The sequence below is a fragment of the Nonlabens sp. genome, from assembly GCF_047636915.1.
Lineage (GTDB): Bacteria > Bacteroidota > Bacteroidia > Flavobacteriales > Flavobacteriaceae > Nonlabens.
This window is the reverse complement of record NZ_JBLIGN010000038.1, coordinates 1-25,543: the sequence shown is the minus strand read 5'-3', so window position 1 is coordinate 25,543 and position 25,543 is coordinate 1. Positions and strand designations below refer to the sequence as shown.

At 37.7% G+C, this 25,543-nt stretch carries 20 protein-coding genes and 1 tRNA gene; 12 read left to right on the top strand and 9 right to left on the bottom strand.

All coding sequences use genetic code 11. The annotated features are described in order from the left end of the window. A partial coding sequence (locus ACJAT0_RS07560) for an exo-beta-N-acetylmuramidase NamZ domain-containing protein (protein ID WP_415181180.1) occupies nt 1-597 on the top strand: 597 nt, incomplete at its 5' end. A gap of 281 nt (nt 598-878) precedes the next feature. On the opposite strand, the gene obgE is transcribed toward ACJAT0_RS07560, so the two are convergent. After that, the gene (obgE, locus tag ACJAT0_RS07555; RefSeq protein WP_374003046.1) at nt 879-1,886 is read right to left on the bottom strand and encodes a GTPase ObgE; all 1,008 of its coding nucleotides are present in this window, start codon (nt 1,884-1,886) and stop codon (nt 879-881) included. 474 nt (nt 1,887-2,360) lie between these two features. Continuing rightward, on the bottom strand, nt 2,361-3,464 hold the full coding sequence (locus ACJAT0_RS07550) for an adenylate kinase (RefSeq protein ID WP_374003047.1): 1,104 nt from the start codon (nt 3,462-3,464) through the stop codon (nt 2,361-2,363). Between the two features lie 786 nt (nt 3,465-4,250). Between ACJAT0_RS07550 and purK the strand changes: the two genes are divergently transcribed. Then, nucleotides 4,251-5,396 carry a 5-(carboxyamino)imidazole ribonucleotide synthase gene (gene purK / locus ACJAT0_RS07545; protein WP_415181179.1) on the top strand — a complete coding sequence of 382 codons (1,146 nt, stop codon included), beginning with the start codon at nt 4,251-4,253 and terminating at the stop codon, nt 5,394-5,396. 369 nt (nt 5,397-5,765) lie between these two features. On the opposite strand, the gene ACJAT0_RS07540 is transcribed toward purK, so the two are convergent. The 7 genes from ACJAT0_RS07540 to porU form a co-directional block, all read right to left on the bottom strand. After that, a complete protein-coding gene (locus tag ACJAT0_RS07540; protein ID WP_415181178.1) occupies nt 5,766-6,449 on the bottom strand; it encodes an SDR family NAD(P)-dependent oxidoreductase in 684 nt (227 codons plus the stop codon). Beyond that, nucleotides 6,442-7,443, bottom strand: coding sequence for a M28 family metallopeptidase (locus ACJAT0_RS07535; RefSeq protein WP_415181177.1), 1,002 nt, complete (start codon nt 7,441-7,443; stop codon nt 6,442-6,444). Before ACJAT0_RS07535 ends, ACJAT0_RS07540 begins: the two co-directional genes overlap by 8 nt. Nucleotides 7,444-7,632: 189 nt before the next feature. Next, on the bottom strand, nt 7,633-9,261 hold the full coding sequence (locus tag ACJAT0_RS07530; protein ID WP_415181176.1) for a 2-oxo acid dehydrogenase subunit E2: 1,629 nt from the start codon (nt 9,259-9,261) through the stop codon (nt 7,633-7,635). A 3-nt stretch (nt 9,262-9,264) separates the two neighbouring features. Next, on the bottom strand, nt 9,265-10,263 hold the full coding sequence (gene pdhA, locus ACJAT0_RS07525; protein ID WP_415181175.1) for a pyruvate dehydrogenase (acetyl-transferring) E1 component subunit alpha: 999 nt from the start codon (nt 10,261-10,263) through the stop codon (nt 9,265-9,267). Between the two features lie 317 nt (nt 10,264-10,580). Then, the gene (gene cdd / locus ACJAT0_RS07520) at nt 10,581-11,063 is read right to left on the bottom strand and encodes a cytidine deaminase (protein WP_415181182.1); all 483 of its coding nucleotides are present in this window, start codon (nt 11,061-11,063) and stop codon (nt 10,581-10,583) included. A gap of 3 nt (nt 11,064-11,066) precedes the next feature. After that, complete coding sequence (porV, locus tag ACJAT0_RS07515) at nt 11,067-12,242, bottom strand: type IX secretion system outer membrane channel protein PorV (protein WP_415181174.1); 1,176 nt, start codon at nt 12,240-12,242, stop codon at nt 11,067-11,069. Between the two features lie 45 nt (nt 12,243-12,287). Next, on the bottom strand, nt 12,288-16,148 hold the full coding sequence (gene porU, locus ACJAT0_RS07510) for a type IX secretion system sortase PorU (RefSeq protein WP_415181173.1): 3,861 nt from the start codon (nt 16,146-16,148) through the stop codon (nt 12,288-12,290). Between the two features lie 196 nt (nt 16,149-16,344). On the opposite strand from porU, the gene gldJ reads away from it, so the two are divergent. The 10 genes from gldJ to ACJAT0_RS07460 form a co-directional block, all read left to right on the top strand. Beyond that, a complete protein-coding gene (gene gldJ, locus ACJAT0_RS07505; RefSeq protein ID WP_415181172.1) occupies nt 16,345-18,033 on the top strand; it encodes a gliding motility lipoprotein GldJ in 1,689 nt (562 codons plus the stop codon). A 72-nt stretch (nt 18,034-18,105) separates the two neighbouring features. Beyond that, nucleotides 18,106-19,371, top strand: coding sequence for a UDP-N-acetylmuramoyl-tripeptide--D-alanyl-D-alanine ligase (locus ACJAT0_RS07500; protein WP_415181171.1), 1,266 nt, complete (start codon nt 18,106-18,108; stop codon nt 19,369-19,371). A gap of 80 nt (nt 19,372-19,451) precedes the next feature. Beyond that, a tRNA-Phe gene (locus ACJAT0_RS07495) sits at nt 19,452-19,524 on the top strand. A gap of 74 nt (nt 19,525-19,598) precedes the next feature. Beyond that, nucleotides 19,599-20,333, top strand: a complete 735-nt coding sequence (locus ACJAT0_RS07490) for a type III pantothenate kinase (protein ID WP_415181170.1) — start codon at nt 19,599-19,601, stop codon at nt 20,331-20,333. Further along, complete coding sequence (locus tag ACJAT0_RS07485) at nt 20,330-21,595, top strand: hypothetical protein (RefSeq protein WP_415181169.1); 1,266 nt, start codon at nt 20,330-20,332, stop codon at nt 21,593-21,595. Before ACJAT0_RS07490 ends, ACJAT0_RS07485 begins: the two co-directional genes overlap by 4 nt. A gap of 20 nt (nt 21,596-21,615) precedes the next feature. Next, the gene (locus ACJAT0_RS07480) at nt 21,616-22,983 is read left to right on the top strand and encodes a tetratricopeptide repeat protein (protein ID WP_415181168.1); all 1,368 of its coding nucleotides are present in this window, start codon (nt 21,616-21,618) and stop codon (nt 22,981-22,983) included. Continuing rightward, on the top strand, nt 22,983-23,576 hold the full coding sequence (gene lptC / locus ACJAT0_RS07475) for an LPS export ABC transporter periplasmic protein LptC (RefSeq protein WP_415181167.1): 594 nt from the start codon (nt 22,983-22,985) through the stop codon (nt 23,574-23,576). The genes ACJAT0_RS07480 and lptC overlap by 1 nt, the downstream gene beginning before the upstream one ends. Next, nucleotides 23,569-23,760 carry an LPXTG cell wall anchor domain-containing protein gene (locus ACJAT0_RS07470; RefSeq protein WP_374003061.1) on the top strand — a complete coding sequence of 64 codons (192 nt, stop codon included), beginning with the start codon at nt 23,569-23,571 and terminating at the stop codon, nt 23,758-23,760. The genes lptC and ACJAT0_RS07470 overlap by 8 nt, the downstream gene beginning before the upstream one ends. 2 nt (nt 23,761-23,762) lie before the next feature. Continuing rightward, entirely contained in the window at nt 23,763-25,034 is a 1,272-nt protein-coding gene (locus ACJAT0_RS07465; protein WP_415181166.1) for a hemolysin family protein, read from the top strand. A 356-nt stretch (nt 25,035-25,390) separates the two neighbouring features. Further along, nucleotides 25,391-25,543 (top strand): SurA N-terminal domain-containing protein (locus ACJAT0_RS07460; RefSeq protein ID WP_415181181.1); only part of this gene is annotated, 153 nt, incomplete at its 3' end.

Below are 25,543 nucleotides of genomic sequence, written 5' to 3'. Positions count from 1 at the left end.
CCAGTAGTTCACGGAATGACAATAGGTGAATATGCCCTAATGATTAATGGAGAACAATGGCTGGATAAAAATCTCCAGACAGACTTAGAAGTCATAAAATGCTACAATTATACGCATGACTCTTCTTATAGTATCCCTATTCAACCATCGCCTAATTTACCTAATGATCAAGCGATAAACCTCTATCCCAGCCTTTGTTTTTTTGAAGGAACAGACGTAAGCGTAGGTCGTGGTACTGAAATGCAGTTTCAAGTGTATGGCTCTCCATCACTAGTAAAATATACAGACTTTGCTTTTACTCCGACACCTAATGTAGGTGCAAAAAGACCTTTATTTAACGGGAAGAAATGCTATGGTGTAGATTTAAGAGAGTACAAAAAGCTGGATCATTTAGAATTGGAATTTTTAGTAGACGCTTTTGCGAAAGCTCCATTTAAACAAAACTTCTTCAACTCTTTTTTTACCAAACTCGCAGGAACAAAAACTTTGCAAGCTCATATTGAGAAAGGTATGAGCGCCCAAGAAATCGCTGCTACTTGGGAGAAAGGACTTGAAGACTATCAGAAAATTAGAGTAAAATACTTACTTTATGAGTAAACATGAACTAAACCGCATTATTATGGCTTCCTTTTTTTGATCAAAATACGTACGAAGAATTGCTTCCAGACTGAAAAATATAGAATTAGAAATGGTTCCTAAATGGGGTAAGACGAAAGCTGCCTAAATGGTAAATCACTTTGATATCTACCCTTTCAAAACTTCAAGTTTCTAGATATTCCTGTGCATGCGATGTAAATGCCAGCATCAAAAAAGTTTCAAATGATACTTTTTTATTATTTTATTACTTTAAAACCATACGTATAATCTTAAAATTATTTTTACTCATTCAACATCGTCCACAAACGATCTTTTAATTGGGTCAGGTTGATCTGTGAAACAGAAGAGATAAACATGTAAGGCGCGCCATTAAAGGCTCCTTGATCATCCAGTTCTTCTTTCATTTGATGTATCAATTCTTCATCGAGCATATCACATTTTGAGATCACTACAAATCGTTCTTTATCCAGCATTTCTGGATTGTACTTTCTCAATTCGTTGACCAGAATATCATACTCAGCACTGATATCGTCAGTGTCTGCTGGAACAAGAAATAACAAGGTAGAATTACGTTCTATATGTCTTAAAAAACGATGTCCTATTCCTTTACCTTCTGCCGCTCCTTCGATAATTCCCGGAATATCTGCAATAACAAAGGTCTTAAAATCACGGTATTCTACGATTCCTAAATTGGGTTTTAAAGTGGTGAACTCGTAATTGGCAATTTTAGGTTTTGCTGAAGTCAGTACCGACAGTAAAGTTGATTTTCCCGCATTGGGAAATCCTACAAGACCTACATCTGCAAGAATTTTGAGCTCAAAGGTCACATCCAAGGCATTTCCATCCATTCCAGTTTGCGCATATCGAGGCGTCTGTCTTGTAGCCGTTTTAAAGTGCCAGTTCCCACGTCCTCCTTTTCCTCCTTCACAAAGAATAAATTCTGCCCCATCTTCAAGAATTTCATGAACAGTCTGACCCGTCTCCGTATCCTTAATAACGGTTCCTAACGGAAGCTCCACAACTACATCATCACCATCATAACCTGTTCTGCGCTGTTTTGCGCCATTACCACCTTGAGCAGCTTTAAAATGTCGCTTGTATTTAAAATGGTAGAGTGTCCACAAGTTTTTATTTCCCTTGAGAATAATATGACCACCACGACCACCGTCACCACCATCTGGGCCACCTTTATCTATATATTTTTCTCTGTGCAAGTGAGTACTTCCTTTACCACCACGGCCAGATTCAATAGTTACTTTGGTATAATCGACAAAATTTCCTTCAGTCATTTTTTAGTTTTCATTTGACAGTTTTCGGTTGTCAGTTATTTGGTTTCCGTTACTAGTTATTAGTTAACAGCTATTTGTCACTAGTTAATTGTGTATTATTACTCTACCCTTCGACAGGATCAATGCACCGCCTAAAAGCTGCTATTTCTTGTTCTACAACAAAGTACATAACACCCTTTTTTTACAACGTTTTAGCCACTTAAACAGGCTCGTTGCAGACAAGCTCAATGTTTCGTTCGCTCCAAGTGGCATTCTGATTCAAATACAAACTCTGTGCCCTAATCCTACTTTTACAACAAGAAGAAGCGTTCACTTTTTCGAGTTAAATTCAAATTCAATATTCTTTAATCCTCGTTCGACATTCAAAATACAATAAATGTTTACCATTACCTATAAATTCTATCGAGACTATGGAGAGAGGTTTCTTATCTCTTTAAATTCCAGTTCAACTTGAAATTTTCAACTCTAAATTAATTAAAGCTTATCAAACTCCAGACTTAATCTATCGGTAATTGCATCCATCTCTCCTACGCCATCAACACCGTAATATTTATTCTGTGCGGAGTAGTACTCTTTTAAAGGTGCTGTTTGTTTGTAATAAACAGAAATACGACCTCTTATCACGCCTTCGTTGGCATCATCTGGACGACCGCTCTCTTTACCTCTTTCTAGCAAGCGTCCAACGAGTACTTCATCAGCCACTTCCAGCGCTACCATTCCATCTATTTTCTCATTTTTAGAAGCGAGTACTTTGTCCAGGGCTTCTGCTTGAGCGTTAGTTCTCGGAAAACCGTCAAAAATAAACCCTGCTGCATCTGGTGTTTTTTCCACCTCTGCATTCAACATTTTTATCGTTACCTCATCTGGAACTAAGTTTCCTTCGTCCATAAAAGCTTTTGCCAGCGTTCCTAACTCGGTACCGTTGTTGATATTTTGACGGAAAACGTCTCCTGTAGAGATATGAACCAGTCCGTATTTATCTTTTAAACGAGTGGCTTGGGTTCCTTTTCCTGCTCCTGGAGGACCGAATAAAACGATGTTTTTCATGCGTTGTGTTTGTACGTAAAGTTCGGGCAAATTGCGCCCTAAATTATTATAATCCATGCCGTATCCCACGACAAATTTATTTTCAATATTCTTTCCTATATAATCGATTTTTAACTCTCGATCATATACGTCTGGTTTAAAAAAAAGCGTAGCAATTTTCAGGTCTTGAGGCTGGTGTTGTTTTAGCTTTCGCAAAAGCGTCTCCACTGTCAAACCACTGTCTACAATATCCTCCACGATCACAACGGTCCTTCCTGCAAGATTTATATCGAGCTGATCACCAAGTTCTACCACACCCGTGGAACTAGTTCCTTCGTAACTCTTGGCACGTAAAAAACTCACTTCACATTCATGTGTAAACTTGCGAGTAAGGTCTGCTAGGACCATGTAACTACCATTGAGAATACCTAAAAATATAGGCTTCTTATCTGAGAGATCTCTGTTCAGTTGGTAAGCAAGGTGATCTATCGCAGCAGCGATTTCTTGCGCACTCAAAAAGGGTTTAAAATAAAGATCGTGGATCTTAATCAAAATGGATATTTTTTTTTGCAAAGATACTGATTAGTAAACACTATGCAGCCCCAGTTTACGGTAGATAATTACACCGGTGAACAGAGTCTATAAACACGTAAATAACCTTGTTACTTCTCTTGTAATTTGAATCTAATAAAAAAAGTTAGATAGAGTAAAAATAAAGTCTGCACCCGCCTGCGGCAAGGTTGCATCGCTGCCGCTGCTATTGGCACGAAAACCTGATAACAGCTAGCCCATCCAGTAGAAGTAGACATAAAATCACCTGTCTACATAACTAATAAACTGAAAATAAAGTATTTCACAAATGAGAGAGAAGACTATTTCTTTTCAAATTCAGGTTTCAATTCAAGTACTACAAAATACTTTATAGTTACGTAAAGTAGTCTTCTAGGTCTTCAACCCTAGAGATTTAAAACAAAATCAAAAAAAATGTAGCATGGCAAACATATGGAATTGGACAGAAAGTCGAATTTGATTGATAAATTGAAGTTTGATTTGAATTTCCAGCTCCGTTTTGGCTTCTGTCCTTACTTCGACAGGCTCAATAAAGATCAACCGTATCCCCAAAGGAAGTTCTTAAATCATTTTCCCTGTTCGAGTTCAAACTCTACTTTCCCATCTGCCCTCGCTGCGACAGGCTCTCAATAGGTAGGAAATCTTACCAAGGAAACAACTTAACAAAAAAATAAATACGAGTTCGAAGAAAAGTTCGAGTTAGAACTCATCCACAAATTCGTCCTCAAATTCAAGTTCAAGTTCACAAGAACCGCTTATTTTTGAAACATGAAACAGACACAATTCTCATCCGATTTTACCTTGGGTATTTTAGGTGGCGGCCAGCTGGGTAAAATGATGCTTTACACTACTAGAAAATGGGACATTGCTACTTATGTAATGGATAAAGATAGCACTGCTCCAGCTTTTCAAGGCTGCGATGTCTATTTTGAAGGTGATATCATGGAATATGAAGCCGTCATGGAATTTGGCGAGCAAGTAGATGTACTGACTATAGAAATTGAGAATGTAAACGTACAAGCTTTACAAGACTTAGAAGATAAAGGAATTGCGGTTTCACCCAGCGCAAAGGTTTTAAACTTGATAAGAAATAAAGCCCGTCAGAAATCCTTTTACCAAAATCAGCATATTGCTACTGCCCCTTTTGACGTCTATCCAAAACCAACTCTAAATCACGATAGAGCCTATCCATTTATATGGAAAAGTGCCGAAGGTGGTTATGATGGTAAAGGTGTAAAAGTAATTAGACAGGCGAGCGATTTAAACGATTTGCCCCAAGTGGAATGTATCTATGAAGACAGGATAGATTTTGACCTAGAACTTGCCGTAATCGTTGCCCGCAATTTTGATGGAGAAATGAAAACGTATCCTGTGGTAGAGATGGAATTCCATCCAGAGGCCAACCAAGTGGAATATGTGATCTGTCCAGCTCGTATTAACATGGATCTTTCTGACCGCGCAAGAGCACTGGCTTTACAAGTTTCTGAAGCTGTAGAACATGTAGGATTGCTGGCTGTAGAACTATTCCTTACTAAATCTGGAGAATTGCTCGTTAATGAAGTAGCACCACGACCACATAACTCTGGTCATTACAGTATAGAAGGGTCGATTACTGACCAGTTTGAGCAACATATAAGATGTGTTTGTAATTTACCTCTTGGCGCTACAGAAAGTTCTGTGGCTAGCGTGATGGTAAATCTGGTAGGAGAAGAAGGACATACGGGTAAAGTTATTTATGAAGGCATAGAAGATATTCTAGCCTTACCTGGAGTGACACCTCATATTTATGGTAAAAAAGAAACAAGACCTTTTAGAAAAATGGGGCATGTCACAGTGGTGGCTGATAATGTTATAAAAGCTCGAGAACTTGCTGAAGTAGTGAAGGCTAAAATTAGGGTTGTTGCAGCAGGTTAATGTTTATTTTTCTACACTTGCCTGAGCTGGACCTGTCGAAGTTATACAGAATTTGATTTGTCATTCTAAACTTGATTCAGTGGCTATTAGCAAGGTTTTAGATTTGTGACCTCTGGCTTCTCCCTCTGGAGAAATAAATTTGATACTTCCCGTTATGACACCTTATTTCTGTTATAAGGTTACCGACGAAGGGAGCCTTTATTAAACTAATTTCCGAACTTCAACTGGCATTGTATTTAGGCAATCGTTGCGTAATTTCCCTTATCATTCCATACTTGATTAAAGATTACCTTTTACCCTTCCTGATTGATCAAGAGGAACTCTACAACCGAATAAACAAACCAAAATCCCTATTCAATTGCGATATTCTTAGGGTGTACTCGCACTTACCTCGAGCGTTTTTCCATTATAGAACTTATTACCTGTAAGTGCAAACTCCATAATATAGGCGGCCATTTCAGGTGCGGTAAGTGGTGCTTGGTAACCTGGAAATGCTTCTTCTAACATTTCAGTTTGTACGGCTCCAAGAGCTAGTGTATTGAATGAAGGTCCATTTTCTTTATATTCTTCGGCAAGAAGTTCAAATAAAGTAATTACAGCTGCTTTTGCACTGGAATAGGCCGCTAGTCCCGGGAATTTAGCACTTCCTTGAATGCCACCCATAGAACTGATGGCAACCACATGAGAATCTTTATTCATCACCGGTAATAAAGCTTGGGTCAAAGCTGCTACTCCAAATACATTCACCGCATAACATTGCTGAAAATCTGCTGGGGTAAGTTGCTCAAAAGGTTTGTTCACCAACATTCCTGCATTGTTGATCACGATATCGATGCGATCCCATTTATCTAAAATAATTTTAACCGCGGCATCAATACTAGACTGCACACTCAAGTCTGTTGAAATCGACAATATGGAATTATTTTCTAAGTCTTGGATCGAATCGACCTTTCGCGAAAGCGCAATAACCTCGTGACCCTCATTAGAACACAACTGTGCTAGTTCCAACCCTATTCCACGACTGGTTCCTGTAATAACAATTCTTTTACTCATTGGTAACTGGTGTTAATTTCAATTTATCTCCGTTCACTACTTTAAAAATCCCGGGCATTACAGCATCAACAACTCGTGCCATGTGGGTGGTGTTTACTAGTGAAATATCATCTCCTACTTTATGGTAGTGATCAAAATTAGTAAAATCAAAGGTGCAAAAAGTTTGTGACGGCACATTGAATTCCTCAAAAAATGGATAATTATCTGATCTCATAAAAAGATTAAATTTTGCTGCCACATCAAGTTTACCAGTAACAACGAGATCTTTATTTTCTCTGTTAAAAACGGCAGCCATATCAGAACCGTCATGACCAGATAAGTAAGTGATGTAAGGCTGATCAATCATGGGGGTTCCAGTCATTTCAAAATTGAGCATCGCTACCACGTTTACACCTTCTTTCTTCATGCGTTGCGCCAGGTTTTTAGAACCTAGCAGTCCTTTCTCTTCAGCTGAGAAAAGCGCAAAAACAACTGTTCTTTTATTGAAATCTAGCTTTCTGAAATTCTCTGCAATAGCGAGTACGGTTGCTGTACCAGTCGCATTGTCATTAGCACCGTTTGCAATACTGTCTCCAGCAACAGCTTGGAGCATGCCTATGTGATCATAATGTGCGCCGATAACAACAACTTCCTTCAACAGTCTTTTATCTGATCCCGGGAAAAGACCCACAACATTAAAAGCTTCTTTCTCTTGTACTTCAAAATGATCCATATAAGATTCTCCGTAAGGGAGAACACCTATTTCAGCAAAACGTTCTGATAAATAAATAGCTGCTTTTTCAATTCCTTCTGAACCTGTATCGCGACCTTTTAATTCGTCACTAGCAAGATATTGAACATCTAGTGCCAGTTGCACAGGGCTCGCTTTAGGCATTTTTATTACCATGCTTTTTTCCACATTATTCAAAGCCTGACTCATCTTATCAATATTCTTAGAAGGTCCACAAGAACTAAAAAGTGCTGCTATAAACAGAAGTAAAAGTAATTTTTTCATGATGGGTTTTTATGGAAGTAAAGATAGGGGTTTTGGTTGTGAGCTTTGAGTCTTTAAGTTATGAGTTGTGGGTCTTTTGAGTCATTGAGCAGATGGTATTGAACTGGGAGTATTTTTAATTTGAGATTTCTCTCGAAAACAAAAAAGCCGAATCAAGGATTCGGCTTTTTGCACGTATTTCAAATGATGTTATACATACATCACAATGGGATTCTCAATGTAAGATTTAAAAGTTTGTAAAAACGCAGCTCCTGTAGCTCCATCTACCGTTCTATGATCGCAAGCTAATGTAATTCTCATAACGTTACCTACTGCTATCTGACCGTCTTTTACCACTGGCTTTTGAACAATAGCACCTACAGACATGATCGCACTATTAGGCTGATTGATGATAGAAGTAAATTCTGTAATACCAAACATTCCTAAGTTGGAAATAGTAAACGTACTTCCTTGCATTTCGTCAGGTTGTAATTTTTTATCGCGCGCCTTACCGGCAAGCTCCCTTACTTTACCACCTATTTGTTGCATACTCATCTGGTCAGCATAAGGCAATACTGGAACTAAAAGACCATCTTCGACTGCTACAGCGACCCCTATATGGATATGCTTAGCAATAATTGTACTCTTTTCTGTCCATTGTGTATTTACTCTCGGATGCAATCTTAACGCCATTGCCGCCGCTTTTATTATCATATCGTTAAAGCTGATCTTCGTTTCTGGTAACTGGTTGATTGCTTTTCTGCTGGCAATAGCATTGTCCATATCTAAATCAAGACCTAAGTAATAATGAGGTGCTGTAAATTTAGATTCCCCAAGACGTTTTGCAATCGTCTTGCGCATTTGTGAATTAGGAACTTCTTCAAAAGTTTCTGTTCCTACAGACACGAATGAACTTACAGCTGCAACTGGAACTTCGGCAGTGTTAGGTGTAAAGTTTTCTATATCACTTTTTACGATACGTCTATTTTCTCCAGATCCAACGACTTGCGTTAAATCAATGCCTTTTTCTTCGGCCATTTTCTTAGCTAGTGGAGAAACAAAAATTCTACCACCGTCTGAAATTGAACTTGAGGAAGATACTGCTGGCTTTTCTTCCTTATGAACCACTACCTCAGGCACCACTTCTTTATGCTCCTGTTTAGGAGAATCCTGTTTTAATTCCTTCTCAGGAGCCTCCAATTTTTCCATGCTAATTCCAGAAATATCAGTTCCTGCAGGACCTATAATGGCTAAAAGCGCATCTACTTTTGCAGTTTCTCCTTCCTGAATTCCTATTTTCAGTAACGTACCAGAGTTGAAAGACTCAAATTCCATGGTAGCCTTGTCGGTCTCAATCTCTGCAAGAATATCTCCTTCTTCCACCGTATCGCCTACTTCTTTTAACCAAGCGGCGACTGTTCCTTCTTCCATAGTGTCACTAAGACGAGGCATATTAACAATAATAACCCCTTCTGGAAAACCTGTGTCAGCATCTTTTTCATTGCTATAAGAAGTTTCAGGCTCTTCTGGCGTATCTGGATTTGTATCTTCTTTATTATCTGAAGAAGCAGCGCCATCTAATAAACCAGAAATATCTTCTCCTTCTTCACCTATTATACATAACAGCTGGTCCACGGGAGCAGTTTCTCCTTCTTGAATGCCTATGTGTAGTAAAGTACCGTTTTGGAAAGATTCAAATTCCATTGTTGCTTTATCAGTTTCAATTTCAGCTAGAATATCTCCTTCTTCTACTTTGTCTCCTATTTGTTTCAACCACGCTGCAACAACACCTTCTTCCATGGTATCGCTCAATCGTGGCATGTTAATTACCTCTGCCATAAGTTATTGTTTTGCTGGTAAAAATGGATAATCATCTTGTTCATATACGGCATCGTACATTACATTTTGTTCTGGGTACGGAGAGTCTTCTGCAAATTTTTCACATTCTGCTACACGCTCTTTAACCGTTTTAGCAACTGCTTTGAAATGATCTTCAGATACGCCATGGTCATTGATCAAGCGATCTTTAATTTGCGTAATGGGATCTATTTTTTGATACTCAGCTACTTCGTCTTTCGTCCTGTACTTTTGAGCGTCACTCATAGAATGACCTCTATATCGGTATGTTTTTAATTCTAAAAAAGTGGGTCCTCCACCAGAACGAGCTCTTTCAATCGCTTCGTGCATAGCTTCAGCAACTTTCTCTGGATCCATAGCATCTACCGGACCACAAGGCATTTCATACCCCAAACCTAACTTCCATATGTCCGTATGATTTGCTGCACGAGCAACACTTGTCCCCATGGCATAGCCGTTATTCTCCACACAAAAAACTACAGGAAGGTTCCAAAGCATTGCCAAGTTAAATGCTTCATGTAATGAACCTTGACGTGCAGCACCGTCTCCAAAAAAGGTAAGAGTAACCGCATCTACACCATGATATTTGTCACCAAAAGCTATTCCAGCTCCAAGAGGAATCTGTCCACCTACGATACCATGACCTCCATAAAAGCGATGCTCTTTAGAAAAAATATGCATGGAACCACCAAGACCTTTAGAAGTACCCGTTGCTTTGCCGTAAAGCTCGGCCATTACTCGTCTAGGGTCTACACCCATGCCTATAGGTTGGACGTGATTGCGATAAGCGGTAATCATTTTATCCTTGGTCAGATCCATGGCATGTAATGAGCCCGCGAGAATGGCTTCTTGACCATTGTAAAGGTGCAAAAATCCACGTACCTTTTGTTGGATGTAGACTTGAGCTAATTTATCCTCAAACTTTCTCCAGAAAAGCATTTCCTCGTACCAGTTGAGTAAGACGTCTTTAGTGACTTTTTTCATGTAATTGCTTGTTAAATAGTACGCTTTTGCGAAGGTGTGATGTAAAGATCAAATGTAAAAATCGAGCCACATCCTCCGAACTAGCCTAAGAGCAAAAATAGATGAAAAAAGGCTAAAGAAAAACCTATTGAAAGGTTAAAAATGAACGCAATCGTTAAGAGTTAATTGAAAAAATTTCCATTTCCTAAAAATTTATTTATTTCAACGTAAATTTCATCCTTTTATCTTATCGGTAGCAACCGTTTGTAAGATTAAAAAAACTCTTGTTTATAGTATAACTTCTATGATTCAATCAAACATAAAAAGTGGAACCAGCTTTATAAATAATTCTTATCAAAAACCAGTGGTAATAAATCGCTTAGTGAATGAGACTTCAGAACCTTACCTGCAGCTCCCATAAAATAAAGTTCAATATTATTATCCTGATTGTTTTCATACTCAGCAATGGACTGTCTGCAAGCTCCGCATGGAGGGACCGGTTTGTGAAAGGAGTCGTCCTTAGGACTTGCTGTAATGGCAAGTTTTAGTACCGCAATACCTGGATACTGTGCTCCGGCGGCAAAAATAGCTACCCGCTCTGCACAAAGGCCAGAAGGATAGGCTGCGTTCTCTTGATTATTACCCGTAATGATCTCGCCATTTGCTAGCAATAAAGCACAACCTACTGTGAAATTAGAATAAGGTGCGTAAGCTCGGTGACGAGCTTTTATAGCAAGTTCCATCAAAGAGAGGTCATTTGCTACCAGCTCTTCTTTGTTGTCGTAGACGTCTAAGGTCGCGTGTAGTTCTAGCTTTTTAATGACCTAGTATTCTGTAAATTCATCACCAAAATTAAAAGTAAGACCAAATCTCAAAGTTCCTTCTAACGGACTATTTACACGGCTCGTAGAGAATAAATAAGATAGGTCTATATTGATTTGCGAGAATTCAAATCCGGCACCTAAAGCTAAAAATTTTCTAGCTCCTTTGTCGTCAGCCTCATTAAAATATCCCATGCGCAGAGCAAAAGCCTCGTTATAAGTATACTCAGCACTTAAAGCCCAAGTAAACTCTCTAATCTCTTCACTTAACCCACCTGGCGCATCGCCAAAGGATTGAAACATTCCAGAAATAAAAGTAACATCATCATCCTGACCTTCTATAATCTCTCTTGAAATACCGTTTTCATTTGCATCACCAACTTCTCTAATAGGTGGAGTCGGTACAAGAAGCTTGTTCAATTCGGCAGTTACTGCTATTTTACTAAAACCATCATTGAGGATAAAATCAAATCCACCACCTAAGGCTAAGTTAGTAGGAATAAAATTTTCTTGTCCTCCTGCGTCATATCGTACTTTAGGACCGATGTTACTGATGTTAAATCCACCTCTCCAGCGTCCATTAAAGTTATCATACGCTTCCTCTTCTGATTGGTAATAACCAGAAACATCCACAGCAAAACTATTTGCTGCACTGGCATCACTATCTATATCTTGAATTCGTAAATCTGATCTTAGAAAACGACCCGTAACTGCCATGGCAAATTGCTCACTTAATTTCAAGGAATACGTTCCGTCCAGCACGAATTCATTTGGGTTTTCTTCTCTTCCTGGGTCTGCCGCATCCTGACGCAGAATAATAGATCCTAAAGAAAAATACCTCAAACTACCAGAAAAGGCACTTTTCTCATCAATACGATTAGAATAGACCAACTGAGAAATAGCAATGTCATCTACTAGATTTCCTAAGTAAGGTGTATAAGCAACACCAATTTTATGCTGGCTTGTACTGAAGGCATATTTAGCTGGGTTCCACTGTTGTGACCAGGCATCTGGGCTAGTTGCCACACCCATATCTCCCATACCGGCAGCTCTGGCGTCTCCGGCAATTCTTAAGAAAGGCAATGCTGTTGTGACCACTCTGGTATCGCCATCCTGAGCGTTACTAATGCTGGGCATTAAAAATGTTACTACTATAAAAAATAAAAATATCTTCTTCATTAAAAAAAAAATTATGGGATCGCAAATATATGTTAATCCATACGGTTATAAAATAACGAGCTTTTCAATCTTACTCGATGATTTGTTAGTTAACGTAGATTTTACTGTAATCTTATAAACGTAAACTCCTTTTCCTAATCGCTGCCCAAAATCATCTCTCCCGTCCCAAGTAATTTCTCGCGATGTAAAACCTGTCGTAATGAGATTCTGATTCTTACTCCAGACTACCTTTCCACTAATAGTCATCACTTGAACTTGGACATCAAGAGGCTCAAATGGTCTGTTGTGATTGAACCAAAACTCGGTATAACTTGTAAATGGATTAGGATAATTAAGGACTCTGGTAAGCTCCACACCGTCAGATTCAGAAACCACAAACTGAATTTCGTTCATAGCACTATTATTGTAGGTATCCCACGCGGTAATTTTCAAAGTATGCAAACCTGGCTCGATATCCCTTAGTGGAAAATACACTTTCCCTTTTGTGAAATCGTCCTCATCAGCTTCATAATAGTCATTTAACACAAAAGGATTGGTTTCATCGCCGTCTAAGATCCCTGTTATATCATGACCTATACCACTAGAAGTATTGATTCCATTATCGTCAATTAAAAAAGCCAATAAAAATGGATCGCTATCCGTAATTCCACCAGATACAAAGTTGGTGTCATTCATAAACAGCTCTACCTCTGGCCCTATATCGTCTAAAGGTGCGTTGCGATTAATACCTCCAATTTGAATATCTTGAGAATATCCGTTTTGATCTTCCGACAGGTTACTTCTTTTGGCATAAAAAGAGACTCGACCCGCACCAACGGGTATTTGTGTATCTCGAGGCATGATAAAATCAAATTCAAACGCGCCATTTGAGACCGTTGCCTGACCTCTAAATAACGCTTCACCCAATTGAGTAAAAGATAAGACTACTAAAGGATTTCCTGCTACAGAAGTATCTCTTATATTATCATTTGCCAGTGTTTCTCGAATGATATTTTTATCATAAACAGTTACAAACAAACTCCCGTTGTAATCATTGATCCGAGTTCCTGATAAGGTTTGTACCTCACCAGCTAATGTTACACGGTCCAAAGCTTTAAGAATATCCGTATTTGTAGCTGTGGGATTTCCATTTACCGTTTTTAGCACAACTCTAGCCTTTGGAGAAGCAAGCTTTAATGCTGGATCACCCACAAACGCAATGACTCTTCTCGTGGGTTGCGTTTGCAACCTAGGATCAGATTTAGCAAGACGCAATGCCTCTGCCATAGAAACGGGCTCCACATTATTATATCCAAATAAATACTGATCCAAAGTGTTATTTAAACTAGCTCCTACATTTACAAAAATCAATCGATTAGTAGCGACGGTGGCAATCGCTCCACCTTGCGGATTCAAATAGGTCAATTCTCCACCACTCACTCTTAATGGGTTATCATAACGCGTAAACTCGCAAGTTACTGTTATAAATAAAGGCAACGTACTGGGATTGCGTAAGTTCTCAACGAGTGATTGTGTAATCACAAATTCTCTTGCCAGTCCATCTTCATTCCCATGACCAAAATAATTAATCACTAAAGAACCTTGTTCAAAAGCATCTTTTATATCATTAACTGCATCAGGGTATTTAGGACCGCCAGCGGTGCTGAATTGCTGATAACTATCTAATAGGATTTTATTGATATTGTACTCCGGTCGATTTAAAAAAATCTCATCACCTAAGTCGTTTACACTTTCTTGTAAAATTTTATCTGAAAATTCATCTACATCATCTCCTATAAGCGTGATGTTATTCCTCCATTTATTAAAAGCAGACTCTGCGGTGTAACTGATCACTTTATCTACCATTTCACGAGCTTCTTGAATATCACTCACGATCATACGTCCTACAGCTAGATCCATGAGGTTATTTGCAGAAACATCTCCTTCCCCATTATCCATAAAAGCAAAAAAGTCATCAGTACAAAAGGAGTCTGTTAAACTGGTGCTATTCAATGAAAAAAATGAAGGCACGATATTGTCTCTAATTCTAATCCTATCTTTATAATCATAACTGGTATCGCCAAAGAGGTTCAAATATTGAATCCTATTTGCTGGTGAGGAAGCATTATCATAAATATAGCGCACAAAATTCCTTATCGCGGTTATGTCTTGTCTTCCCTCAGAAAACTCGTTGTAGATCTCCTGAAGCGTAACCACTTTGGTATTTAGGTTACCCTCTGTAATGTGATAATTTGCCAATCGCTGCGCCTCAGATAAAAGGAATTGTGGGGTAACAATTAAATAATCTATATCTCTAAAATTTCCAGAGCGATCATTAAATATGGTGCCTTTTAAATTTTGATTAGCCACTCGACTGTTACTGACAGCTACCACGTTATAATAATCTGAATTATCAACGGCTAGATACTCCTTTGATTCTCCCCCATTAGCTACAAAAGAAAAGCTGGGGTTTTGTGAGCTATTAGAAATTTTACGGACATTATAAGGATCTGTAATGTCCCAGATCTCGCTAACGTCAGCCACATTTGTAAACTGATATTGTACAATTCCAACCTGTGAGGAAGCGTTTGGGACACTAAACATAAACTGCTCTCCAACACCTGTCAAACTTTGTGGAACTTCAAGACCTATATAATCAAGGTAACCAGATGCGCCTGGATTACCTGCATTGTCATACGAAACAGTAAGCGTTACAGAACTTGAATTTAAAGTAACATTTGTATTTGATAGAATCTGCCTTCTGGCTGCAATGGTATTTGTGCGAACTCCGTTAGGAGCAACTAATCCTTGTAAGATAGAAGTACCGACGGATTGCCCATTAATTAAAAACGACATAGAAGTATCATTATCTGCCACAGCTCCAGTTGCAATTTTAATTCTAGCTGGCAAAGTACTCAAAACGTTTTCAAATTCAAATTCAAAAGACTGTTCTGGTTCAAAGTCAAAACGCTCGCCATACCAAACTCTACCTATAGAGGCAATATTGCGCTGATCTATTTCATGATGCTTCTTTGCATAAAAATAATCATAAGTAATTGATGGAATACCTGTAGGCTGTATCAAGGGTAAAATACGTTTTCCTGTAGGACCATCTAAGGTTATGTAATAGTAAGAATCGTTTGTATAAGGATTGATAAAACTGTCGTTCTCTTGCACATAATCAGAATCTGTGGCAATACCGTAAAATAAAATTTGGTCATTATTATCAAAACGACCATCAGCATCCCCTGTTACCGTTATAGTAATTTCTGGAGCATCGTAAAATTGATCATCACTATTTATGATGGGCAACGATGTCCCGCCCTGTCCATATATTTTAATTTGAGCTGGATCTATGTTGTTTACATCTACACCTATGCTAGAAAGAAATGATCTAGTGATGCGATTTACACCAGTCTTACCTACCTTAAATCTATACCAATTACCAGAAGCTAAAATAGAGTTTCCGAAGATCGCGTTTTTGGATGGAGCATTAAAAGGGGCAAAATCATAACTGTAATCAAACGACACTACTTTTTTGTACTGATTTCCGTCTTTAAATATAGGAGACATCTTGAGTTGTGCGTAGGTACGCTTTCGCGAAAGCGCATTTCTTAAAGAATATTGTAACTCATTAGGGATTTTTGAACGATCCAGCTGATCTAATTCTGAACTCCTGATATTTTGTGTCGTTATATTTGAAATATTAATAGAAAATTCATCTACTTTTTGATTTACTTCAAAACTTTTAAACCACAGTAACTCCGCACCGTTAAAAACATGATTTTGTTGAAAATAGGGAACTTTAAATTGCTGGTTTCCTACTTCAAAAGACTTCGAATCTTGCCATACAATTAACTCATTGCTCCTTTGTGCATTAACAGTACCAGCAACTAAGAAAATTATAAAAAATAAAAAATGTCTCATGGATAGTGTAACGGTAGTTAGCAATAAATAGTATAAATATAATCTTCCCGATATTTCATAAAGAAAAGATAATAAACGCCTTTCATCGGCGTTTCATAAGTTCACACGTCAAATGTAATGCGAATAATACTAATTAAAGCTTTCGTATTAAACCGAAATAATTATATTGCGGATCGTTTACAAACAAATTTTTAAAATGAAGAAGTACTTAGCAGTAAAAGCAGTCTTTTCACTCTTCGCCGGTATGGCGATTGTCAGTTGTGGTAGTGGTAACGATTATACATCAACTTCTCGTGGAACCGGTTGGGATGTAACCGGTAAAAATGGATTTGAACTAAACACTACTTATAAAGAACAGGACACAGGACCTGGTCTGGTATTTGTCGAAGGTGGTACCTTTACCATGGGAAGAGTCAGTGACGATCCTATGCACGATTGGAACAACACTCCAAACCAACAACACGTTCAATCTTTTTATATAGACGAGACCGAGGTTACTAACGGAATGTACCTGGAAATGTTAGAATTTATCAAAGCAGTTTTCCCTCCAGAAGATGAAGAATACCGCAACATATACAACGGAGCTGTTCCTGACACTCTTGTTTGGAGAAACCGTCTTGGCTACAATGAAGAGATGTCTAATAATTACTTACGCCATCCAGCTTACCAATTTTATCCTGTAGTAGGTGTCACATGGATACAGTCTGTAGAATATGCAAACTGGAGAACAGAACGCGTTAATGAACTTATTCTTAACGAGCAAGGCTACACGTCTAAAGACGCGATTGCAAATCAAGAAGCAGGCGCCACTTTTAATACAGAGACGTATTTAAACGCACCAACATTAACATATGGTGGAGATGAAGAAAAAACAAAAGGCGGGAAAAGATCTGAAGCTTTGGAAAAGAGAAAAACCGCAAAAGCTTCCAAACAAGGAAATGACAACGGTGAAGTATCCGGTCTATATGTAACTAGAAAAGATGGTATCCTATTGCCTAGTTATAGACTGCCTACAGAAGCGGAATGGGAATACGCTGCTTTAGGATTAGGAAGCTTGAGGGAATACAATGCCTATAGAGGTAGAAAAAAATACCCTTGGGATGGACAATATACTAGAAGTGGAAAACGTAACAGCCGTGGAGATCATTTGGCCAACTTCAAACAAGGTGATGGAGATTATGGCGGTATTGCAGGATGGAGTGATGATGGTGCTGACATAACTGCTCCTGTAAAATTTTATGAGCCTAATGATTTCGGGGTTTATGAAATGGCTGGTAATGTGTCTGAATGGGTTGCTGATGTCTACCGACCAATGATTGATGACGAGTTTAATGATTTTAACTACTACAGAGGTAATGTCTACACAAGAAATAAAATAGGTCCAGACGGAATGATTGCTGTTGTTAGTGCTGATTCTATTCCTTATGACACGTTAAGCAATGGAAAACTTATTGCCCGCGCACTGCCTGGAGAAATTCAACAAGAATCTGTTGACGAGAATGAGACATATTTAAGAACTAACTTTGACAGAAGTGATAACCGTGATTTTCGCGATGGTGATGCACAGTCTACAAAATATTTTGATAAGAAAGACGAACTCAACGACCAGAATAATAGAATGTACAATTCCCCTAAACACAGTGTGAGTGTAGATTCATTAGGCAATTTAGACCGCCAGTATGATAAAAACTCTAAAAGAACATCTCTTATTAATAATGAAGTAAGAGTTATCAAAGGCGGATCATGGAGAGATCGAGCATACTGGTTAGACCCAGCAGCAAGAAGGTCTTATCCACAAGATATGGCAAAGGATGACCTAGGTTTCCGTTGTGCTATGTCTAGAGTTGGTTCGAAAGCAAAGAAAACTAAAAGTCCTCGCAACTAGAACAAGCCTTTTCATATTTTAAAAAAAGCCCTTAATGTTAAGGGCTTTTTTAATACCTTAAATTGAAAATAAATGATTGACCAGCTCCATCACATATTCCTACAATCAAACGGTGCAAATACCGACACGAGAACCATAGAGAAAGGACAGTTATTCTTTGCCCTGTCAGGAGAAAAAAATGACGGAAATCTTTATGTAGAAAATGCTTTGAATCAAGGGGCTTTTCATGCTGTGGCGAGCGATCCAAAATGGAGCACCGACAAAAGGGTTACCGTAGTTGAGTGTGTTTTAACATGCCTTCAACAACTGGCAACTTATCACAGGCATCACATTAATATTCCTATTATAGGATTGACAGGCAGTAATGGTAAAACCACTACAAAAGAATTAATATTATCTGTTTTATCTATTCAGTTTAAAGTAAAAGGAACTAGAGGAAACCTCAACAACCACATAGGCGTGCCATTAACACTCCTATCTTTTGATTCCAGCCTTCATATAGGTGTAGTAGAAATGGGTGCAAATCATCCTAAAGAAATTGCAGCTTTATGCAAAATTGTACAACCTGATTTTGGATTGATCACTAATTATGGCAAGGCACATTTAGAAGGGTTTAAAGGAATTGAAGGCGTTAAAACAAGTAAAAGTGAACTCTATAGTTTTTTAAGAGAATCAAACAACACGGCGATAATAGGAAGGTGGGATCCAGAACAAATCGTTAGATCAGCAGGAATAAATCAAATTTTTACTCCAGAAAGCACCAGCTTATATTCTGAAATACCATTTATCAATTTTATAGTAGATGGGCTTTTAGTAAAAACGCAACTCACCGGCGTTTACAATTATCACAATGCGCTCTTTGCTTATGCCATAGGTAAATTGATGGATATGATTCCAGAAAATATTGTTCTTGGAATAGAAAACTACCTACCCACCAATAACCGTTCTCAAATTATTAAAATAGGAAAAACAAAAATCATTCTTGATGCTTATAATGCCAACCCTAGTAGTATGAAAGTAGCGTTGGAAAATCTGGCTGTTCAGGACTCCATTCATAAAATCGCAATTTTAGGAGATATGTTTGAATTAGGTGAATTTGCCATAGAAGAACATCAAAACATCACCACACTTGCAGAGAATTTAAAGATTAATGACATTCAGCTCGTTGGAGAAAACTTTAGTAGATCAGCAACAATAAATGCTATTCAACATAAAGAAAAAAACATGTTTATCGACTCTTACAACATAGATACTGATAAAGAGCAAGTTATCCTCATCAAAGGTTCCAGAGGAATGGGATTAGAACATATATTAAAAAACAACAAATTGTTAAGCTAAAATATTTTCTTAAAAAAAAACACGAAAAAGCTTTTATGGAATCCAGAATAAGTTAAATTTGCAACCGCTTACGAGCAAAAGGTACCTTAGCTCAGTTGGTAGAGCAAAGGACTGAAAATCCTTGTGTCCCTGGTTCGATTCCTGGAGGTACCACAAAAGCCCGATCTAACGATCGGGCTTTTTGTTTTTAAATTATGTTTTATTTCATCCCATAACTTTCAATACTCATGATTATAGTTATAGATATAGGCAACACTTCCATAAAAATTGCTGTTATGGATCATTGGAATGTCTATAAAGCAAAGCGCACAGATGTTGGGAGTTTTACAGCCGATTTACAAAGACTTCACGAAGTCTACCCCGAAATCAAGGAGGTGGCCTTATGCAACGTTGGTAAATTCCCTAAAGAGCTGTTACAATACCTTAAAATTAAATTTGAAACTGTTTTTGAAGTTAGCCAAAACATCCAACTACCATTTAACAATCATTACCAAAGCTTAACGTTAGGTAACGACCGCATCGCACTAGTTGCAGGTGCTCTTTATTTATCTAATAAAACTAAGCCTATACTAGTCATAGATGCTGGTACTTGCGTGACTTATGACTTTATAAACGAAGATAAAAACTACTACGGAGGTGCTATTTCCCCTGGATTAAAATTGCGATATGAATCGCTCCATAATTTTACGGCAAATCTACCGTTGTTAACAGCAGAGCGCGTGAAAGAAATAATTGGGAACTCTACCGAAACCTCCATTCACAGTGGCGTTATAAACGGTTTAAGTCTTGAAATAAAAGGGGTTATTAAGAGATATAGAAAGTCTCATAACGATTTAGAAGTATTTATAACAGGCGGAGACAGTGAGCTGTTGGTAAAACAACTAAAAAACCGTTTCTTTGCGACGCCTTTTTTGATGCTTCACGGCATCTATTATTTATTCTTATTTAATAAAAACCTATGATCAGAAGTTTAGTAATCGCGGTAGTGATTTTAACGAGTATAAATTGCATTGCTCAATCGCGCACTTCATCACCTTATTCCTTTTTTGGATTAGGGCAGCAGACTTTTAACGGTACGATTGAAAACCGCAGTATGGGAGGTATGCGCACATATGTAGATAGTGTGCACATCAACCTGAGAAACCCAGCTTCTTATGGCAACTTAAGAGTAACGACATATGCGTTAGGTGCGGTACATTCTAAAACGTGGGCCTCTACAGAAGCAGAAAGTGATTCTTATGATGCCACCACCATAGAGTATGTTAGTATTGGAATTCCCTTAGGCAAAAAAGCTGCATTTGGCTTTGGTCTTGTTCCGTTCAACTCCGTAGGCTATGAAATAGGTACGGTAACAGAAAATTTGTATTCCAGATATACGGGAGAAGGAAGCATCACTAGAGCTTATTTAGGATTTGGATACAAAATTACACCAGAATTAAGTATAGGCGGAGAGTTTAGATACAATTTTGGACAAGAAACTAATTCTTCTAGTGTCGCCGTCAATAACGTACAATTTGGGACCAATGAGACTAATGAAACTGATTTTAGTGGTGCATCATTCAATCTGGGACTGCATTACCAAAAAATGATTGACAATCAACTAGAAATACAAGCAAGTGCTGTTTACAGTCCTGAAAGCAATCTTAATGCAAAAAACGAGCGCATGATATCAGCTTTTATACTTTCCGGTGATTTGAATGAAAATATTTTTAATAGCAGAGCTACTGAGTTTGGCGAGCAAAGTTTAAGATTACCCTCAGAATTAACCTTCGGATTAACTATTGGCGAACCTCTTAAATGGAATATAGGCGCAGAATATTCAGCAAGAGGAAGTAGTGCCCTTACCTCAAGGTCTTTTGCTCCAGAGACCACGACTTTTAAAGATGCGGTATCGTATAGAGCTGGCGGGTTCTATATTCCAAACTATAACAGCATAACCAGTTATTGGGATCGTGTGGTGTATAGAGGCGGAATACGGTACGAAGAATTAGGACTACAAGTAAGTGGCGATGGAATAAATTCCTCCGACATTAACGAGTTTGGCATATCTTTTGGATTAGGCTTACCGATTGGACGTAGTAGCGGTTTTTCAAATGCAAATCTAGGATTTGAATATGGACAAAGGGGCACTCAAGACGCTGGACTCATCAGAGAAACATTTTTTAACTTCTCTCTTGGATTATCATTAAACGACACTTGGTTCATCAAAAGAAAATATAATTAAGAACAACTCAAACCATTATTATGAATCTTAAGAATACTTTATTAATCGCTGTAACCTTTCTTAGTTTCGCTTTCGCGAAAGCACAAGAACCAACAGAATGTAAAATCATGATGAGCTTGTTTGCAGAAGATGCAAAAGCAAAAGATTACGAGTCAGCTTATAAACAATTAGGACCATTAATTGAAAAATGCCCAAATGAAAGTGCTGCTATATACCAGTATGGCGAGAAAATTTATGAATATAGACTAAAGAAAAAAATAGGAAATGTAGATGAGAACGTAGACGGTCTAATTAGAATGCTTAAAACAGAAGCAGAGAAGTTTCCTGACTTTGTAAATGTTACAAAGAAAGTAAATGAAATGGTTTCTGTTATGTATAAATATAACCTAGGTGCACAACAAGAGCAATTTGATATTTTACATAGAAATTTTAAAAAAGACCCGGCAAACTTTACAGATCCTAAAATAATGATTACCTACTTTAAACTTGCTGAAAAGCAGTTCGTAGGTGGCCAACTTGATTTACAAACATTGTTTGACATTTACGATAAACTTACAAGTCACATAGAATCTCTTCAAGATGAAAGATCTAAAGTAGTAGCTGATTTATTATCTAAACAAGAAACTACAAAACTTACTGAAAAAGAAGAAAAAACAATAGGATACCAAGAAGCTAATCTTAGAAACTACGGCATTGTAATGGGTAGTGTAAATGGCACCTTAGGAGAACTTGCTGATTGTGACAAACTAATTCCATTGTACAATGCCGAGTTTGATGCAAATCAAACGAGTAAGGAATGGTTGAGTAATGTGCTTGTAAGATTGCAAAAGAAAGACTGCACAGAAGCACCTCTTTACATCAAATCGGTAAAAGCATTACATGCTATTAATCCAAGTGCTAGAACCGCCTATGGTTTAGGGAACATCGCTACAACTACAAAAGAAAAATTTCAATACTGGGATCAAGCAATTGAGTTAGATATCGATGCTGATGAAAAAGCAACTATCTACTACAAAAAAGGTAATATTTATAAAAGCCAAAGTCAGTTTGCTAGTGCTAGAAGAGCCTATCTTAAGTCCACTGCACTCAAACCGTCTTTCGGACAGCCTTACTTGAAAATTGCAGATATGACTGCAAATAGTACAGGAAGTTGTGGAGCAAATCCATTTGAAAAAAGGGCTATTTACTGGGTGGCTGCTCGTTATGCCGAAAAGGCTGGAAGAGTTGATCCTTCACTAAGAAGTACCGCAAACAAATATGTGGCCAGCTACAATGGCGCTGCACCAGATAAGAGATTTGTATTTACTAATACTCATGGTTATAAATCTGGAGACATTATCACTTTTAACTGCTGGGTAGGTGAATCTGTAAGAATACCTACCTTTTAATGAACGCTCATTTTCATTTATTAAAAATCACGATCACGGCACTTGCCGTGATCTGTTTTTTTGCATCATGTGATGATCATCTTAAAGAAATTCAAAAAATGGGGATCGCTTCTAACGCACCAGTAGGTGAAGTAGAAAACATGCTGTTAAAACACACAGACAGCGGCAGGCTTAAACTGACACTCCAAGGCAAAACAATGCTGGACTTTTCTAATGATGAGTTTCCATATACTCAATTTCCCGATGGGATTAAGGTAGAAGTATTTGACTATTCAAATAATACCCCGCAAATTACCACCATTACGGCAAACTCTGGGACCCTATATGACCAGACCAACGTAGTAGATTTAAGAGAACATGTAAGGATTGTTACCAGCGATGGCAATACCTTTGTAGGAGAACAGCTTTATTGGGATCAAACTGCGCAATGGATTTTTACAAATCAAAAATTTGAAACCTTTATCGGCAACAATAAAGAAGACAAAAGCGTCGGTCGCACTACAGGAACTATTCTAGACGCCAGAGAGGATTTAAGCCAATTAGTGGCTAGAGATCCCAATGACACCTTTATAACACCACCAAACAATGAGTAAATTTTTTAAATATTTTGAATACGCCTACCTGATATTTGCAACGGTATTTGTTATCTCCGGATGCATCGAATGGGGTGACAATACTAATCAAGCCTATCTGCTTTTTGGAATGGCAGCCGTAGCCGTATTTATGTTTTTCTTTAAACGACGTTTTCGTCGTAGATTTGAAGAACGCAATAAATAACAATGCTACTACAAATTCTTATCATAGTTTTAATGTTAATCTTGAGCGCCTTTTTCTCAGGAATGGAAATAGCGTATGTTTCTTCTAACAAGATTCATATCGAACTGGAAAAACGACAAAATAATTTTATAGGACGTGTATTGCGCAACCTAACGGTAAAACCTTCTAAGTTTATCATCACAATGCTAGTAGGTAATAGCATCTCCCTTGTAGTATATGGTTTTGCCATGGAGTCCTTGATGAGTGATTACTTAGTAGAGGCTTACCCTCGATACGCAGATGCTTTAAACAACCTACTTACTCAGACCTTATTAACAACATTTATTATCCTTTTAACCGCTGAGTTTTTGCCTAAGGTGTTTTTTCAAATTTATTCCAATGAACTGCTAAAGTTTTTCACCCCTCCAGCTTACCTTTTTTATTTATTTTTTTGGCCTGTATCTTGGTTTTGCATTCAAATATCTGACTTTATTTTAAAAACTTTTTTTAAATCAAATGGTGATGCGCTGCAATTGACCTTCTCAAAACTGGAGCTAGGGAATTACATCACAGAACAAATGGAAAGTGTACAACTGCAGGAGGACCTGGATACAGAAATTCAAATATTTCAAAATGCATTAGACTTTGGAGGCCTTAAGGCAAGAGAAGTAATGGTTCCTAGAACCGAAATGATATCCATGCATAAGGATACTGAAATTAAAGAACTGAACAAAAAATTTGTATCTACCGGTCTGTCTAAGATCCTAATCCATGAAGATACTATTGATGACATTACAGGTTATGTGCACAGTTTTGACCTTTTTAAATCACCAGAAACCATTGAAAAGATAAAACGCAACGTCATAAACGTACCAGAAACAATGCTGGCAAAAGATGTTCTCAGCTTGCTGATTAAACGTCATAAAAGTATCGCTATAGTTCTTGATGAATATGGCGGTACAAGTGGCCTTATAACCGTAGAAGATATTATTGAAGAACTTTTTGGTGAAATTGAAGATGAACACGACTATGATCTATTAATCGATCAACAAATAAGTGAGACCGAATTTAAGCTTAGTGCTCGACTTGAAGTAGATCAAATCAATGAAAACTACAAACTGGACCTTCCTAAAAATGACCAGTATGAAACTTTAGGAGGTCTTATCGTCAACGAGACCGCAGGAATTCCTGAAGAAGGAGATATTGTTGTGATAAATGGAAACACTTATAAAATCTTAGAGAAGTCAGATAATAAAATTGATTTAGTTTATCTAACTCTAGGCAATAACGAGTGATTCTGATCACATATTCAAAATTGTTCGACCAGCGGTGATTTTAATTTACATTATTAATTACGCTTTCGCTAAAGCATAAAATGATCAATCCCCTACACTAATGCATAAAATTTTAAAAGATTTGGCACTTCCCGAGCTTATAACTTTTTTTTTTGATCAGAGTAAAAACGTACAGCATAGCATAAGCAACCAATTCAAATTGTACTTGAAATAAAGAAAAAAGGAAAGCCTAAGATCACCAAAAACTATTACCCATGAATTTATCGGTAAAAACATCATTTTAAAGCCAGAAGATGTTTTAATTATTAGGAGGAAATCACTATTTTCGCCCCTATTAAAAATTTAAATAAACGACAATGGCGATATTAGGTAAAATTAGAAATCAAGGAGTTATTCTGATTTTAGTAATTGCACTAGCATTATTTGCATTTATTATTCAAGGCGTTCTCACCTCAAGTGGACAGAAACAATCTGACGCAGTAGGTTATGTAGGCGATACTGAAATTAAC

Excerpts from the sequence above, each read along its gene's own strand:
- porV (WP_415181174.1), bottom strand. The coding sequence starts at position 12,242 with ATGAAGAAGATATTTTTATTTTTTATAGTAGTAACATTTTTAATGCCC.
- ACJAT0_RS07500 (WP_415181171.1), top strand. The coding sequence starts at position 18,106 with ATGATTGACCAGCTCCATCACATATTCCTACAATCAAACGGTGCAAAT.
- porU (WP_415181173.1), bottom strand. The coding sequence starts at position 16,148 with ATGAGACATTTTTTATTTTTTATAATTTTCTTAGTTGCTGGTACTGTT.
- lptC (WP_415181167.1), top strand. The coding sequence starts at position 22,983 with ATGAACGCTCATTTTCATTTATTAAAAATCACGATCACGGCACTTGCC.
- ACJAT0_RS07530 (WP_415181176.1), bottom strand. The coding sequence starts at position 9,261 with ATGGCAGAGGTAATTAACATGCCACGATTGAGCGATACCATGGAAGAA.
- ACJAT0_RS07490 (WP_415181170.1), top strand. The coding sequence starts at position 19,599 with ATGATTATAGTTATAGATATAGGCAACACTTCCATAAAAATTGCTGTT.
- ACJAT0_RS07485 (WP_415181169.1), top strand. The coding sequence starts at position 20,330 with ATGATCAGAAGTTTAGTAATCGCGGTAGTGATTTTAACGAGTATAAAT.
- ACJAT0_RS07540 (WP_415181178.1), bottom strand. The coding sequence starts at position 6,449 with ATGAGTAAAAGAATTGTTATTACAGGAACCAGTCGTGGAATAGGGTTG.
- purK (WP_415181179.1), top strand. The coding sequence starts at position 4,251 with ATGAAACAGACACAATTCTCATCCGATTTTACCTTGGGTATTTTAGGT.
- ACJAT0_RS07470 (WP_374003061.1), top strand. The coding sequence starts at position 23,569 with ATGAGTAAATTTTTTAAATATTTTGAATACGCCTACCTGATATTTGCA.
- ACJAT0_RS07480 (WP_415181168.1), top strand. The coding sequence starts at position 21,616 with ATGAATCTTAAGAATACTTTATTAATCGCTGTAACCTTTCTTAGTTTC.
- pdhA (WP_415181175.1), bottom strand. The coding sequence starts at position 10,263 with ATGAAAAAAGTCACTAAAGACGTCTTACTCAACTGGTACGAGGAAATG.
- ACJAT0_RS07465 (WP_415181166.1), top strand. The coding sequence starts at position 23,763 with ATGCTACTACAAATTCTTATCATAGTTTTAATGTTAATCTTGAGCGCC.
- ACJAT0_RS07535 (WP_415181177.1), bottom strand. The coding sequence starts at position 7,443 with ATGAAAAAATTACTTTTACTTCTGTTTATAGCAGCACTTTTTAGTTCT.
- obgE (WP_374003046.1), bottom strand. The coding sequence starts at position 1,886 with ATGACTGAAGGAAATTTTGTCGATTATACCAAAGTAACTATTGAATCT.
- gldJ (WP_415181172.1), top strand. The coding sequence starts at position 16,345 with ATGAAGAAGTACTTAGCAGTAAAAGCAGTCTTTTCACTCTTCGCCGGT.